At 42.2% G+C, this 14,942-nt stretch carries 14 protein-coding genes; 10 read left to right on the top strand and 4 right to left on the bottom strand.

Translation table 11 applies throughout. The annotated features are described in order from the left end of the window. Positions 1-122 precede the first annotated feature (122 nt). Positions 123-1,313, top strand: coding sequence for an MFS transporter (locus FNK51_RS07685; RefSeq protein WP_141992958.1), 1,191 nt, complete (start codon positions 123-125; stop codon positions 1,311-1,313). A gap of 103 nt (positions 1,314-1,416) precedes the next feature. Then, positions 1,417-1,746 (top strand): hypothetical protein, encoded by a 330-nt coding sequence (locus tag FNK51_RS07680; RefSeq protein WP_061465409.1) that lies wholly within the window; start codon positions 1,417-1,419, stop codon positions 1,744-1,746. 105 nt (positions 1,747-1,851) lie between these two features. On the opposite strand, the gene FNK51_RS26465 is transcribed toward FNK51_RS07680, so the two are convergent. After that, positions 1,852-1,995 carry a hypothetical protein gene (locus FNK51_RS26465; RefSeq protein ID WP_181762214.1) on the bottom strand — a complete coding sequence of 48 codons (144 nt, stop codon included), beginning with the start codon at positions 1,993-1,995 and terminating at the stop codon, positions 1,852-1,854. Between the two features lie 144 nt (positions 1,996-2,139). Between FNK51_RS26465 and FNK51_RS07675 the strand changes: the two genes are divergently transcribed. The 3 genes from FNK51_RS07675 (at position 2,140) to FNK51_RS07665 (ending at position 6,266) form a co-directional block, all read left to right on the top strand. Next, entirely contained in the window at positions 2,140-3,003 is an 864-nt protein-coding gene (locus FNK51_RS07675; RefSeq protein ID WP_141992957.1) for an STAS domain-containing protein, read from the top strand. A gap of 178 nt (positions 3,004-3,181) precedes the next feature. Continuing rightward, on the top strand, positions 3,182-3,619 hold the full coding sequence (locus tag FNK51_RS07670) for a hypothetical protein (protein ID WP_098371419.1): 438 nt from the start codon (positions 3,182-3,184) through the stop codon (positions 3,617-3,619). A 277-nt stretch (positions 3,620-3,896) separates the two neighbouring features. Then, on the top strand, positions 3,897-6,266 hold the full coding sequence (locus FNK51_RS07665) for a penicillin acylase family protein (protein WP_141992956.1): 2,370 nt from the start codon (positions 3,897-3,899) through the stop codon (positions 6,264-6,266). A 54-nt stretch (positions 6,267-6,320) separates the two neighbouring features. On the opposite strand, the gene FNK51_RS07660 is transcribed toward FNK51_RS07665, so the two are convergent. Both FNK51_RS07660 and FNK51_RS07655 read right to left on the bottom strand, forming a co-directional pair. Continuing rightward, entirely contained in the window at positions 6,321-6,539 is a 219-nt protein-coding gene (locus tag FNK51_RS07660) for a hypothetical protein (protein WP_081395591.1), read from the bottom strand. Continuing rightward, complete coding sequence (locus tag FNK51_RS07655; RefSeq protein WP_141992955.1) at positions 6,532-7,155, bottom strand: sigma-70 family RNA polymerase sigma factor; 624 nt, start codon at positions 7,153-7,155, stop codon at positions 6,532-6,534. The genes FNK51_RS07660 and FNK51_RS07655 overlap by 8 nt, the downstream gene beginning before the upstream one ends. Positions 7,156-7,311: 156 nt before the next feature. Here FNK51_RS07655 and FNK51_RS07650 point away from each other — a divergent pair, with 156 nt between their 5' ends. The 4 genes from FNK51_RS07650 to FNK51_RS07635 all read left to right on the top strand — a co-directional run bounded on the left by FNK51_RS07650 (position 7,312) and on the right by FNK51_RS07635 (position 13,352). Then, positions 7,312-7,476, top strand: coding sequence for a YvrJ family protein (locus tag FNK51_RS07650; protein ID WP_098371416.1), 165 nt, complete (start codon positions 7,312-7,314; stop codon positions 7,474-7,476). 411 nt (positions 7,477-7,887) lie between these two features. Then, a complete protein-coding gene (locus FNK51_RS07645) occupies positions 7,888-8,718 on the top strand; it encodes a GNAT family N-acetyltransferase (RefSeq protein WP_141992954.1) in 831 nt (276 codons plus the stop codon). 11 nt (positions 8,719-8,729) lie between these two features. Further along, the gene (locus FNK51_RS07640) at positions 8,730-9,188 is read left to right on the top strand and encodes a DinB family protein (protein WP_141992953.1); all 459 of its coding nucleotides are present in this window, start codon (positions 8,730-8,732) and stop codon (positions 9,186-9,188) included. Positions 9,189-9,533: 345 nt separating this feature from the next. Beyond that, positions 9,534-13,352, top strand: coding sequence for a bifunctional 2',3'-cyclic-nucleotide 2'-phosphodiesterase/3'-nucleotidase (locus FNK51_RS07635; protein ID WP_286178598.1), 3,819 nt, complete (start codon positions 9,534-9,536; stop codon positions 13,350-13,352). A gap of 84 nt (positions 13,353-13,436) precedes the next feature. Here the strand turns inward: FNK51_RS07635 and FNK51_RS07630 are convergent, their stop codons facing one another. Next, a complete protein-coding gene (locus FNK51_RS07630; RefSeq protein WP_141992952.1) occupies positions 13,437-13,895 on the bottom strand; it encodes a TspO/MBR family protein in 459 nt (152 codons plus the stop codon). 142 nt (positions 13,896-14,037) lie between these two features. Here FNK51_RS07630 and FNK51_RS07625 point away from each other — a divergent pair, with 142 nt between their 5' ends. After that, positions 14,038-14,901, top strand: a complete 864-nt coding sequence (locus FNK51_RS07625; RefSeq protein WP_141992951.1) for a DUF4349 domain-containing protein — start codon at positions 14,038-14,040, stop codon at positions 14,899-14,901. The last annotated feature ends 41 nt before the right edge of the window (positions 14,902-14,942 follow it).

The raw sequence follows: 14,942 nt of genomic DNA, 5'->3' as shown, positions 1-14,942 counted from the left end.
GGGTTTTTTTAAAAAATTGCTGGAACGAAACTTTCCCTTTGGACAAAAGTGGCGAAATAGACAACTCGGGAAGTTCGTATTAACATAGGGGGAAAGTTAAATAGTGAAGGGTCTGAACAAAAGTGAATTATATCGAGCCTGCTGGTAAATCATTCAGGAAAACAATCTTGGCTTTATTTCTTGGTAGCTTTGTAACGTTTGCGGATCTGTATAGTACCCAACCGGTCATACCGGTTTTCGCAAAGCAATTCGGAGTCTCTCCTGCAATGGCAAGTCTTACATTATCTTTTGCAACAGGAACGCTTGCCATCTGTTTATTGCTTGTTTCCTTTTTCTCAGAAAATATCGATAGGAAAAAAATAATGGGGACGGCCCTCACTCTGTCTGCATTGTTATCCATATGTGTCAGCTTTATCCAGGATGACCTATACATCCTTATCGCAATACGGGCGATTCAAGGAGCGGTGCTTGCAGGTTTCCCGGCAATTGCGATGGCCTATATCAATGAAGAATTTCATCCGAAAAGCCTGGGCTATGTGATGGGGATCTATGTGAGTGGTTCGAGTATCGGCGGATTGGCAGGCAGGCTGATTGTTGGGGTGCTGACCGACCATTTTTCATGGAACATAGCGATTGGAAGCCTTGGGGCTTTAAGTTTGATCATCAGTCTGGCTTTTTGGTGGATGCTTCCGCCTTCGCAGCATGCCATCCGCGTAGGGGCCTCATTTTTGAGAATCAAAACCTCCCTTATTAATAACTTAAGGAATGGCAGACTAGTACTATTATTCGGCATGGCCTTCCTATTAATGGGCTCGTTCGTTACCGTCTATAACTTTGTGGGCATACCTTTAATGGGACCGCCATATCATTTATCACAAACATTGATAGGCTTCATTTTCATTATCTATCTTGTGGGGACATTCAGTTCCACATGGATGGGGAAGCTTGCCGATCAATATGGTCGGAGGCATGTACTTCTTATCGGAATCGCAATCATGCTGATGGGCGCCCTTTTAACCTTATTGGATCCGCTTTTGCTTAAAATAATGGGGCTTGCATTGTTTACATTTGGTTTTTTTGGAGCTCATTCAATTGCGAGCAGCTGGGTCGGAAGGTTGGCTGATAAGAATGAAAAGGCACAAGCGTCCGCTTTATATCTCCTGTTTTACTATGCGGGATCAAGTGTAGTGGGGGCATCAGGCGGTTTATTCCTGATGAAGTTCGGCTGGGGAGGAGTCATCTCGGCTGTATCCATTCTGATCATCCTGGCGGCCGTTTGTGCAATGATGGCTGGAAAAGTGAAAACCGTTTAAATAAAATGATCTTTTCTATCATGTTTTTCCGGAATCCTGAATATAATCTAGTGAAAATGGATATTGAATAATAGATTGATAAGAGAAGAGGGTAATAGATAGAGTGAAACGAAAAGCAGTAATTCTCATTGGGTTAATAGCCGTTTTAATTATATTATTCGTTGTATACTTAACAAGTCCGGGCAGATTGGAAAAGGTGGAGATTGTTGAAAAATATTATCCTCATTTCTCCGATGGCAAGGCAGTCGGTTTTAAGACGAACGAAGTCATTGATGTGACGGAAACCGAAGAGGGATCCAATTGCGCAATGAAATTCAACAATGGGAAAACGTTGGAAATTGATTGTGACCGTTATTTAACATACAAAATTGATGAAACAGTCTATATTACTACTGAAGGGAACCATGTGAAGGAAATCCGGAGAAAAAGGTAGAGGCTATCAATATTTAATGCCGGAAGAGCTGGGTTTGCATAATAAAGCAACTCAGCTCTTTTTTTTATCCACTCAAAAACCCAGACCGTTTTGGACTGGGCTTTTTCATTTTTTATCTTTGGTTTTACTTTTATCCTTTTTATTACGCCGAAGTACATCCATGATTCTGCGGCTGTTATTTTTACTGTTTATGAGTTCGACTAAATCGCTCATGTTTTCAGATTCAAAGTCTTTTTGATCTTTTTTCATGATAATCCCTCCAAGTCATATATCATAATACCCTTATGTAGAAAAGGGTAAACGTCTATTATCATATTGGCAATAGAATGATTTTATATCCTTAACCATTCATTATTTGATAAAATGTATAAAAGCCCTGTATGGGAGGTCCATATGGAAGAATTAAGAATGATCGGTGAAAAAATTGAAAAATTTAAATATATCTTAGTGGAGCATATCGAGTTGTTTGAAGAAGAGGAACCGCTCTATGATTTTGAAACGAGTAAAGAGGTACGGTCAAAGCTTATTCAAATACATGCAGATGCCTTGATTCATGGAAAGGCACAAGCGATGGAAAGTATGAAAATAACGGGTATGGAAATAGGTAAGCGCATCGTGGATATGGGCATTCCTTTAGATAAGAATATTGAGGAAGCTCAGCTGATACGCAATCTTTTCTGGAGTTTCATTGAAGAAGAAGTAAGCAATCGCTATTACTCCATCGAAATTCTGCTAAAGGCAAGCTCGATAATAGATGCAATCCTGGACCAATTCATACACTGTGTAAGTATCAGTTACGTGAATCATTATAAAGAAATGGCGAAAATGGCAAACGATTCTTTGCGGAAGATAAAAGAAAACCAAGAAGTCATGGAAGAACTGTCCACCCCGATCGTTCAGACCGTATTAAAGGATGTGCTGCTCTTGCCATTTATCGGACGCATTGACGATTGGAGAATGGAGTCGATGCAATCGACTGTGCTGCAAAAATGTGCAGATTTGCATGCGGAAGTAATAATCATGGATTTCTCGGGAATTACCTTTACGAAGGAAAGCAATATGCTCTCCCTGCTGGATCAATTAGTGGGGGCACTGGCGTTGATGGGTACGGAAACGATTTTTGTCGGCTTTACTCCTGATGTCGTGAAAGAGATCGTCACACTTGATTTTGCAAATCGGGTAAAAGCCTTTCTATCGTTCAGGCAGGCTCTGGAATATCTGTTTAAACAAAGGGGACTGGCTGTTCAGCCAGTATGATGGAGGTATCCTTTTTCAGGGTATCTTTTTTCTATGTCAGGCTAACATTCCAGCAGCATTCATATTTTATCGCCCATCGCCATTTCTCCATGTTATAGTGAAATGACGTCGGCGGACATGTTGATCTTCATTTGTATTAAATAGGACATGTAAAGCGTGTAAGGAAGGTGGATGAAGAGTGTTTTTCAAGAAAAGTGAAGAACCTGATCATAACGAAAAATGGTATTGTGTAGGAATCATGACGGATAAAGGGCTGGAGGATGAAGAATATGATGTTTTGTCCAAACGCATCCTCGACTCGGTCCAAAATGTCTCGGTCATATCGGACTTGGTAAGGGTGGAATGGGATCGGGATAAATTGCGAGCCTTGAACGAACGTTTTCAGGACCCTTCATTTTCCGACCCGTGTTTTATCATTAATGAATTCATACCAGAGGATATAAAAAGGGAAAGAAAACTTCTGGAGAAAACCAACAAATGGAAGAGACTCTTTGGACTCCTTTCCCCGATTGAATACATGGAAGCCGAGACGAAGGCGGCCCATGACTTTGATAAGGCTCTCTTTTATACAGACGATGCAGATAAAGTGATTGAATACATTCTTGCAAATAGCTAGCATCCCCTGCCACATCGATACATTGTATCGGTGTTTTTGCATTTGATTCAAAGTTTATCGGAGCAATTTCGCGGTAGTAATTCGACTTTAAGCGGCACTAATTCGACCTTGCTCGGAATAATCCGTCCTTGTGCGAGTAAAGTCCGACCTTGCGCCTTTCCAACCTTTCGGAAATAAAAAGAGAGAATGTAAGGAAGTTGGTAGGAAAGATGGGGATAAACGCGGAATATCTAAAATAGAAAAAAAGAGAGTTTTAAGGGGAGAGGAAGATGAAGCGATGGAAGTTGCCATACCTCAGCAAAAGCCAAAACGGAAGTGGAGAAAGCGTGCGCTATGGAGTTTTGGTATCCTGATTATTCTTTTGCTGTCCGTTTTGATAGCTGCAAATGTATTTCTTTCAAGATCCTTGCCGGAAACAAAGGGGGATATATCGCTTCCAGGTCTTTTGGAACCGGTTACGGTGGTGAGGGATTCAAGTGGGGTCCCGCATATCAACGCAGCGAATGAACATGATTTGTATTTAGCCCAAGGGTATATCCAAGCACAGGACCGCTTATTTCAAATGGATTTAAGCAGGCGTCAGGCGTCAGGAAGATTGAGTGAAGTGATTGGTGAGAAAACCGTCAAAAATGATAAGTATTTCCGCACACTTGGCTTGAGGCGGGCGGCTGAAGCCTCTTATGCAGCATATTCAAGTGATGGGAAAGAAGCCTTGGATGTGTTTGCCGAGGGGGTAAATCTTTATATCGATGAATTGAAGGAGAATGGGAAATGGCCGGCGGAGTTCACTCTGCTTGGATACGAACCAGAGCCTTGGACACCCGTCGACTCGCTGACCATCGGTAAATATATGGCCTTTGATTTAGGCGGGAACTGGGAGGATCAGGCGTTTAGGCAGTATTTGCTGCAAACGTTCCCAAAGGAAAAAGCATATGATTTATTTCCTGATTATCCAAAGAACGCTCCATATATCATCAGCAAGGAAGAACTGGATATTGAAAAAAGTTTTGCCGGGGCCGTTATTCCTTATGAATTCAATGGCAGCAATAATTGGGTCGTTTCAGGCATGAAAACGGATTCCGGTCAGCCGTTATTGGCGGATGATCCCCATCTGGGATTAGCTACACCATCCGTTTGGTATCAAATGCATTTGGAGGCCCCGTCAGTCAATGTGAGCGGTGTTATTTTTGCGGGGATTCCGGGAATCATACTAGGTCATAACGAAAAGGTCGCTTGGGGTGTGACCAATACCGGTCCTGATGTTCAGGATCTGTATATCGAGAGGAGGAACCCGGAAAACGAGAAAGAATTCTCCTACAAAGGTAAATGGGAAAAAGCCGATATCTTGGACGAACCCATCAAGGTGAAGGATGGTAAAACACTTGACTATCAAGTGACGGTTACCCGCCATGGACCTGTGGTCTCCGAGTTTGCCGGGAAAAGCGGAAAAGATACCGTGCTTGCATTAAGGTGGACGGCACTTGATCCATCCGCCGAGCTTGAAGCGGTACTGAATATGAATAAAGCGGGGAGCTGGAAAGAATTCGAAAAGGCCCTCTTGAAATTCGAAACGCCGGCACAGAATTTCGTCTTTGCCTCAACCGATGGGACCATTGCCTATAAGGCGAATGGGAAAATCCCAATCCGGAAAAAAGGCGATAGTATGCTGCCTGTACCTGGCTGGACGGATGAATTTGAGTGGAAAGGCTTTATTCCCTTCGATGAACTTCCAAAAACGGTGAATCCGGAAGAGGGATTCATTTCGACAGCGAATAATAAAGTCATCTCGGATGATTACCCTTACCACATCAGCAATAACTGGGCACAGCCGTACCGTCAGATGAGGATACAGGAGTTTTTAAAAGCCAATAAAAAGCTTACGGCAGAGGATATGCAAAGCCTGCAGATGGATAAGGTGAATTTGCAAGCCAAGGAGTTTGTTCCTCAATTCGTGGATGTATTGAAAGGTCCATCGGGGAAACAGGAAGACCAGGCACTAACGATTCTGAAGAAATGGAATCATATTGATTCCGTTGATGAAGCGGCACCGATGATTTTCAATGTCTGGATGAAAAAAATAGGGGATGTTCTGCTTACGGAAGAAATACCGGAAGAAACCCTCAACCTCTTTAATGGAAGGCGTTCGGCCGTTGATGAACTACTAAGGCGGGCGCTGGACGGTAAACCGGGCCCTTGGATTGAAGAGGCAGGCGGACTTGAGCAGGTGCTTGCCAAGTCGTTACAGATGACGTTAACGGATCTTGAAGAATCACAAGGTGACGATATAACTGATTGGGAATGGGGAGACTATCATCAGGTCAGGTTTAACCACCCGCTATCGAGTGTAGTCCCGTTAAATTATTTATTTAACAGCGGCGGCGGAATACCGGTAGGCGGTAGCAGTGTCACCGTACAGGCGGCGGCATTTTTAGATGATGGAACCGTTAATCACGGTGGCTCCTGGAGATTCGTCATCGACCTAGCCGACATGAATCAAGGATATCACCTCGTTGGCCCGGGTCAATCAGGTAACGTTAAAAGTAAGTGGTACCATGATCAGCTTGATGATTGGGCAGAAGGTACTTATCACAAGACCACAATGGATGATCCAAAAGGGGATAAGCTGACATTGAAACCATCATACTGATATTCAGAAAAAAAATACCAAGTCCAGCATCCTTGCTCTGGACTTGGTACTTTTTCATTGTTTTTGCTTAGTAAAGAATTCTGCAAGGAACTCCTCAAAATTAGGGGCCTCGATTGCTGCGATTTTTTCATATGATTCAATGATCTTGAGTTTAATTTCTTGCTCCAGATCATTTCGGTCTTGATAGTTCGTGTTTTTTAACGATTTTTTTATTTTAGGATTCAAAGAGTCTATGAGATCCAACAATTCTTCTTTTGACAGTTTTTTATCCACAATGGCTTTTCTCCTTTCTAACATATACCTCATCCATATAGTGCTTTCGAAGTTTTTTTAAAGCTTGTTTACGGATGCTTGAGATATTCTGTGGCGACTCATGGAAATAGGCAGCAATTTCCTTGTTGGATAGGCCGTAGGAAAAGATCATGGTCAATACCAGGCTTTGTTTGACTGTTAACTTCTTCAAGGCTTTTATCATCTCTTCATCACTTATGTGTGAAGCGAGTTCATTCGTTTCCCCCATCTTTTCAAGTTGACCGTCCAAGGTGCCGATTAGATCGATCAATCCACCAGTATCCCTTGGTGTCGCATCAAGTACCATTCGATAGCGTTCCCGCTGCTTCCGTGCCCTTTTATCAAAATCAACAGAGAAAAAGTAAATTAAGGAGCACATGTATTTGTATACTTTAGCCCGGTAATAGAAAATTTTGAAAGTCTCGTTCAGATGACCAATGTTGTAGGTTGAAGGGGAATCAAGAGTTTCAGTGAAAATCTTTAAATGCTCTGGGTTCTGTAAAAATACTTGAATGATCGGTTGTTCAAAGAAAGATGAGTACTGTTGCTGCAGAAACTCCAATGAATGAGAAAAAAAATGAGAAGTTAATTGGTTCATTGTTATCCCTCCTTTAATTAATAAAGTGAAAGACAAGGGGAATAAATCAATTATATAGGAACATTCGTTCTTTTTTCCATAAATCAATAGTGCTAGATTGATTTTTTTAAACAAGTTTCACTTTAGATATCAGATACAAGAAAAGGGGTGAAGAGGATGATGATTGAGGATGCTAGTATGTGGGTTTCATTAGTTAGCGAATTTGGCTATCCATTCGTCGTTTCTATGTTTTTGCTCTTCCGCTTCGGTAAACAATTAAAAGAACTGACAACGGACGTAGAGAACTTAAAAAAGTCCGCTCATAAAACGAAAAAACGATAACCTCAGGACGTAATGTGCCAGGTGATAAACACCGAATTTCGGATTCTATTCTAAAAAGGGTCCGGAATTCGGGTATAAAGAAATGGGTACTCTGAAAATCAAGACTTAGTTAAATCCCTCCTTTAAACTCAAGTAAAATAATGGTAAACCATTATTTGGAATATAGCACAAAATAGGTAAAAAATAATCGTCATTTGGAATCATTTTACTACTATAATTCATCCGACAATGGAATTAGATAGGAAATCCTCCCCTCGTACGATTTTAGTTTTATGGATTAAAGTGAAAATACTTTTAAAAAAACAACATTCATCAATAAACTTATGAATAGTATGCGGCATCCAAGTAAAAGGGTGCTGCTTTTCTTATTTTTTGGTAATAAACTGATAATATGGAAAAGGGGTGGATAATTTGAAGGATAAACAGCTAGAAGATATTCGAATCCTACAGCAAGAATGTGAACGTGAAGGTTTTACTTTAAAGCTGAACTGGGAAACGCTTCGCAGTCGAAATGGTGTGCATAAGAATGACTTTTTTCACTATGATGGATTGAAGCTTGTTGGTTTTATTGGTCTTTACGATTTCGGAAACAAAATGGAGATATGCGGGATGGTGCATCCTGATTACCGGAGGCAAGGCATTTTTACAAAGCTGCTGGAAGAGGCTATAAGGAGTGCTGTGGAGCGCAACTATAAGTTGATTCTCTTGAACTCACCTGCCCAATCCCATTCAGGGACAGGATTTTTGAAACAGCTCCCATGTGAGTTTGCTTTTTCTGAGTTTCAAATGAAGTGGTCCGAAACGGAGCTTGACGATTATGGCGATGCAGTCGTTCGTCCTTCAAGGAGAGATGATGAGAAAACGGAAATTCAGCTGGATATTCAATGTTTTCAATTTACGAAACAAGAGGCGAAGGATTATTATCAGCGCATCCTATATGAGGATACTCTGAAAACCATGATGATTGAAAAGGATGGCCGCGCGGTCGGTAAGATCCGTGTTGATCACTCAGGCCGGGAAGCATGGATTTACGGATTTTCCATTTTGCCAAAATACCAGGGAAAAGGACTTGGCAGAAAGGCATTGAAAAAGGTAGTAGCCGAACAATGCCAGCTGGGATATGAAATTTTTCTCGAGGTCGAGGCGACTAATGAGCATGCTTTAAGACTCTATGAATCTTGTGGATTCAAAACCATCCAAAGACAGGATTATTATCAATACAAAGGGACGACAAAGAGTTAGGGGCTGGGATGATGTTGACATTATTCATTTATAACTGGCAGGTGCGAAGTGAGTGGTTCAAATGGTGCAGGGCCATGCCGAGTGAGGAACTGAAACGGCAGCGCACAGGAGGGATGGGCAATATACTGAAGACTCTTGCCCATATTATCGATGTCGAATGCAGCTGGATCAAGGCCATACAAGGGAAGCCTGATGTCGCGATCGATTTGGACGCTTATGATACGATCGAAAAAGTGGAAGATCTATCTATCCGTTATCATTCTGAGGTCATGGACTATTTAAACTCGCATTCAATTGATGATGAGAATGGAATGATTCAGCCATCATGGATGGAGGGGACATACGAAAAAGGCAGGATACTGCGCCATCTGATAGCACACGAAATTCACCATATAGGCCAGCTGTCCATCTGGTCGAGGGAAATGGGCATCGAACCGGTATCCGCCAGTTTAATAGATCGGGCTTTATAGGCTTTATACTTTAAAACTGGTAATGCAAGTTGCATTACCAGTTTTTTATATTGAAAGGAATTCCGAGGTTTTTTCAAAATGTTTCATTGAAGTATAGAGTCTAAGAAACTTATCTTTGATATCTATCTAAGCTAGATTTTTATTAATAGGGAACTTTCTCCCTAAGGATTCAATGATGATTATATACATGATTGAAGGTATAACGAGCTATGGACTCTGAATGGAAATGGTTAAAAAGTACCATTTATTCAAAATTCGTAATATTACGGTAAATTTTGGCGCTTATTCGACAAAATCATGATATATTATTCTAGCATTTTACAAAAAATAGAAGGGTTGTGAAGTATGTCGTTCAAGATGCATGTTAATAAGATGCTCGCCCCGATTCTTGCTGTGAGTTTGGTTGCAGCCCCATTTACCGTACCGGGGGAGACATCTGCCAAAGAGTCTAATAAGAAACCTGTCACGACTGAACCATTTATCATTACAGCTCCTACTGTTAATTACACAAAAGGCACAAAAGCGACTGTAACGGTCACACCGAAAAAAGGGAACAAAGGAAATGAAACCGTTGTCTTCCAATTGATGAATGGGAAGAAGGTCATTTCACAGTCAGCCATTGAGGCGGATATTAAATCGGCCCAAAAGTTCTCCGCGTACTTCAATTCGTACAAATCGGGTTATTGGGTCAAAGTATCGGTTGTCTCCAAGTATAACGGCAATACTAGTAACTTCGGCAACAGCCTGGCAGCCTCCGTTTCGGATGCACCATTTGAACTAAGGATCATGGAAACGACTGATATACACACTAATCTGGTGAGCTATGATTATTATAAGGATGCCGTATCGGACTCGGTCGGCTTTTCGCGCACGGCTTCTTTAATCAAACAGGCACGAAAAGAAGTGAAAAATAGCGTTTTAGTGGATAACGGCGACCTTATTCAAGGGACCCCGCTAGGTACGTACAAAGCGAAAATAGCGCCACTGAAAAAAGGTGAAGTCCATCCCGTCTATAAAGCGATGAACTTGCTTGACTACGATGTGGCCACGTTCGGCAATCATGAATTCAATTATGGTTTATCTTATTTGGACGAGGCCATCAACGATGCGAACTTCCCATACGTCAATGCCAATGTTTATAAAAAAGATAAAGACAATAATCCAAAGAATGATAAAAATAAATATACTCCATATAAAATCGTCACGAAGAAAGTGAAGGACATCAATGGAAAAGAAAAATCAGTGAAAATAGGCTACATTGGATTTGCCCCTCCGCAAATCATGGATTGGGATAAAGCGAATCTTGACGGTAAGGTCATTACAAAGGAAATCGTCACGACAGCGAATAAATATGTACCTGAAATGAAGAAAAAGGGCGCGGATGTCATCGTGGCGCTCACACATTCCGGGTTTAATGGCGACACCAAGAATACCGAGGATGTCATCTACTCATTAAGCAAGGTATCCGGCATCGATGCCATCACGTTCTCCCATACGCATAAGGTCTTTCCGGCACAAGATGAGGCTTCTTTAGACAGCCTATTCAAAGATGGCCAAGGAAAAATCCTTAAAGGCGTGGATAATAAAAAGGGTACCATCAATGGTGTACCAGCCGTTCAAGCAGGATATGGCGGCAGTAATCTCGGGATCATCGATCTTGATATCCAAAATATCAAGGGGAAATGGAAAGTCGTCAATTCCGATTCATCAACACGGGCAATCAACGACAAAATAACAGGAAAAAAAGCAGCTGAAGATGCGTCTGTCGTCAAAGCCGTGAAGAAGGATCACGAAGGAACGATCAAGTATGTTAACACGCCAATTGGAACGACTACAGCTCCAATTCATAGTTATTTCGCCCTTGTGCAAGACGATCCTTCCGTACAGGTCGTGACAAGCGCACAGAAATGGTATGTAGAGAAATACATCCAAAGCAACCGCCCAGAATACAAGGACCTGCCCATTCTCTCTGTAGGGGCCCCTTTCAAAGCAGGTCGCAATGGAGTCGAGGAATTCACCGAAATCAAGGAAGGCGGACTGACCATTCGCAGCGCCGGTGATTTATATTTATACGATAATACATTGAAGGCAATCAAGATCAAAGGGTCTGTGGTTAAAGAGTGGCTTGAGATGTCTGCAGGGAAATATAATACAATCGATCCGGCCAAGTCCGAGGAACAGGAGCTGCTTAATGGAAAGTTTGCCGTCTATAATTTTGATGTGATTGACGGCGTCACTTACCAAATCGATGTCACCAAGGCTCCGCGCTATGATGAAAAAGGGGTAAAAGTGTCGGATTCCAGCAGGATTGCAGATTTGAAGTATAATGGTGAACCAGTGGATCCGAATCAAGACTTCATCGTCGTGACGAATAATTACCGTGCTTCGGGCGGGGGGAACTTCCCGGGAGTCAAGGGCAGCGAATATGTAGTTGACTCTGCGGATGAAAATCGCCAAATCTTGATGGATTACATCACACAAGAGGGTGAGATCAATCCAACCGCTGATAATAACTGGTCGATCGCCCCGATTTCAGGCAAGGTGAACGTTACCTTCACCTCATCACCAAAAGGTGCGGAATATTTAAATGAAGACAGCGCGATTTCCTATACAGGCAAAAAGGATGATAAAGGCTTTGGCATTTACAAATTCAATTTGGGGAAAGAAAACGTCAAGGTGCAACTGCTCGGGATCAATGATCTTCACGGCCAGCTTGATACCACCTCCGATTTTGGCGGTATCAAACTAGGGCGTGCTGATTATTTAGCTGCGCACTTGAAGCAGCGTAAAGCTGAAAACCCTGAAAATACACTTTTACTTTCGGCAGGGGATGCTGTTGGGGCAAGTGCTCCCGTTTCTTCATTGATTCAGGACAAACCGACGCTTCAGTTTTTGAATAATATGAAATTCGATGTCGGAACTGTCGGGAACCATGAATTCGACAAAGGGGTAGAAACCCTGATGGCTCAAATCAATGGAGGAAAGTCGCCAACATCCGATGTGGTATTCGATAAATTGAACTTCCCGTATGTAGTAGCCAATGTCGTATATAAAGACACGAAAAAACCGATTTTGGACCCTTACGTCATAAAAGAGGTCGGCGGAGTTGATATTGGGTTCATAGGTGTAGTCACGAATGCCACACCTCAAAAAGTAAGTCCGGATGGCATTAAGAATGTGGAATTCATAGAACAGGCACCTGCCGTAAATAAGGCGGTTAAAGAGTTGAAAGAAAAAGGCGTCAAATCGATTGTGATCATCTCACATGACCCAGGCACGGAAAAGGAAGGGTTCATCACAGGCGAAGTGGCTGATCTTGCTAATGCCGTGGATGATGAAGTAGATGTGATCTTAGCCGGAGATAATCATGCAAAGGTCAACAACTATGTGGATGATAAATTGATTGTACAAGCTTACTCTTATGGAACGGCTTTTGAAGATGTGGATTTGGAAATCGACCCAAACACAAAGGATATTGTTAAAAGATCAGCTGAGATTGTTACGGTTACACAAGATGGCATCACGCCTGATGCCGGGACGACGAAATTCATTAACGACTACCTAGACATGTTCCCCGAGTTGAAGGCCCCGCTTGGGACAACGGATGAGAAAATTTTAAGAGCTAATGCCTATACACAGGAAACGGGCCTTGGGAATTTAATTGCCGATTCGATGAAGGCAGATTTGAATTCCGATTTTGCCTTCATGAACCCAGGTGGAATTCGTGCAGATATTCCAAAGGGGGAAGTCACTTTTTCCGATTTAGCGAAAATCCAACCGTTCGGAAACGTATTGGTTAAGCTGGAACTGACTGGAGCAGAAGTGAAAACGCTGCTTCAACAGCAATGGGTCGTCGAAGGATCTCCGAAAACTTTGCAAATTTCTGGACTTAGCTACACAGCCGATTTCAGTAAACCTGTCACGGAACGTGTCACCTTATTGAAGGAAGCGGACGGAACGCCGATCAAGGATACCGAAACATACACGGTGGCCGTCAATGATTTCATGGCTAGCGGCGGTGATAACTATACCGTCCTGAAAGGAAAAGAGCGTGTGTTTGGACATGCTGACCTGGAAGCATTCGTTAACTATGTGAAAGAAACCTTTAAAGGCGGGAAGATCACGGCAGAAATCGAAGGCAGAATTACGAATATCAATAATTAATTTAGGTTTACTCGTAAATTGATCATTTACTCGTGAAACTCTAAAGGAAGCGCCCCTTAATACAAGGGGCGCTTCTTTATGTGATTAATTGTTTCTGAAAATGGAAAAGTTCAATCCTAATGCGAAGGTGACCCATGCTATGTAGGGAATCATCGCTAAACCGGATGCACGGTCTATTCTATAAAACTCGAATGCCGTTAAAGTAATCAGGGTCAGCAGTGCAGCCATTTCAATAAAGGCTGTTCCGCGCAATCCCCATTTGAAGAATAAAAAAGACCATAAGAAATTCAACCCTAGTTGAGTATCATAGAGGCGTTCAGCGGACTTCGATTTTTTTTCTTTGGATGCAATGCGATATTTCGCTATTCCCATAATGGTATAAAGGCTTGTCCAAGCAACGGGGAAAGTCCAGGAAGGAGGCGCAAATGAAGGCTTCTTGAGTTCATCATAAATTTCTTTTGAATTCCTTGTGGCGAATATACCCACAAGTGAACCTCCGACCACAGGTACCAATAAACTTTTAGCGAATTTTCCGTAGTTCATAATGAATTCACTTCTTTCTTCATAACTTGGATGTTCTTATACCTTTACCTATTCATATGAAAATAAAACATGGCCTTTAATGACCAAGTGTAACTTTCTTCCAAATTATACGTCGGTACTATTAAGAAAAGGGGGAATACCGATGAACCGTAAAACAATGATGCTTATGTTCTGTTTGTTACTTTTACTTGCTGGATGCAGCAGTAATGAAAAAGATGATTCAGCATCTAAAGCACAGGATGAAACGGCGGACAGTAAAATGGACGCTTCAATTTCCGGGAATAAGGTGCAGGAAGAAGCAGCGGAAAAGGAGGGGATGACGGATGAAAGAAAGGTCATCCATCAAGCCCAGCTTGAGCTGAAGGTGAAGAACCTTGAAAAAGCACAAATGAAGATTGAGAATAAGGTGGCTGAATATGGCGGATATGTGGTCGAGTCCAATGTATACAGGGAAGATGAAGAACTGGTGGAAGGAATGATCACTGTTCGGGTCCCTGAATCCCATTTTCAGGATTTTCTGGCCGATAGCGAGGGCGAGGCTTCAGAAGTGGTCGGAAGGACTGTGACAGGACAGGATGTAACGGAGCAATATGTAGATCTAAAAGCAAGATTGAAATCAAAGAGGGCAGTAGAGGAAAGATTACTTGCATTCATGAAGGATGCTGAGAAGACGGAAGATTTACTGAGAATATCATCCGATCTTGCCGTGGTGCAAGAAGAAATAGAACAGCTGACCGGGCAAATGAAGTATCTTGAAAACCAAACCTCATATTCGACGGTTACCATCACGTTATCACAGGACCGGATAGTTGTGCCGGGCATTGATAATAAGGAATTGAATACATGGGAGAGAACGAAGAAACAACTTGCAACGAGTGCGAATCTATTACTTAAAGCGGGTTCAGGAATCATTGTTTTCATAATAGGAAACTTGCCTATCCTCATCATTTTAGGCGGAGCTGGTGCGGTGGCTTATTGGGTGATCAAAAGAAGGGGTAGTAGGTGAAAGGCAGAAATAGAGGGTGCCAATTAGATTGGGCACCCTCT

Source organism: Bacillus sp. B4EP4a, from assembly GCF_006680105.1.
Taxonomy (GTDB): domain Bacteria; phylum Bacillota; class Bacilli; order Bacillales; family DSM-1321; genus Peribacillus; species Peribacillus simplex_E.
The sequence above is the reverse complement of the archived record's forward strand: the minus strand, read 5'-3'. Positions and strand labels throughout refer to the sequence as shown.

Bases quoted from the DNA above. Each gene is read 5' to 3' on its own strand.
- FNK51_RS26465 (WP_181762214.1), bottom strand. From the start codon at position 1,995: ATGAAAAAAGATCAAAAAGACTTTGAATCTGAAAACATGAGCGATTTA.
- FNK51_RS07675 (WP_141992957.1), top strand. From the start codon at position 2,140: ATGGAAGAATTAAGAATGATCGGTGAAAAAATTGAAAAATTTAAATAT.
- FNK51_RS07665 (WP_141992956.1), top strand. From the start codon at position 3,897: ATGGAAGTTGCCATACCTCAGCAAAAGCCAAAACGGAAGTGGAGAAAG.
- FNK51_RS07655 (WP_141992955.1), bottom strand. From the start codon at position 7,155: ATGAACCAATTAACTTCTCATTTTTTTTCTCATTCATTGGAGTTTCTG.
- FNK51_RS07650 (WP_098371416.1), top strand. From the start codon at position 7,312: ATGATGATTGAGGATGCTAGTATGTGGGTTTCATTAGTTAGCGAATTT.
- FNK51_RS07640 (WP_141992953.1), top strand. From the start codon at position 8,730: ATGTTGACATTATTCATTTATAACTGGCAGGTGCGAAGTGAGTGGTTC.
- FNK51_RS07635 (WP_286178598.1), top strand. From the start codon at position 9,534: ATGTCGTTCAAGATGCATGTTAATAAGATGCTCGCCCCGATTCTTGCT.
- FNK51_RS07630 (WP_141992952.1), bottom strand. From the start codon at position 13,895: ATGAACTACGGAAAATTCGCTAAAAGTTTATTGGTACCTGTGGTCGGA.
- FNK51_RS07625 (WP_141992951.1), top strand. From the start codon at position 14,038: ATGAACCGTAAAACAATGATGCTTATGTTCTGTTTGTTACTTTTACTT.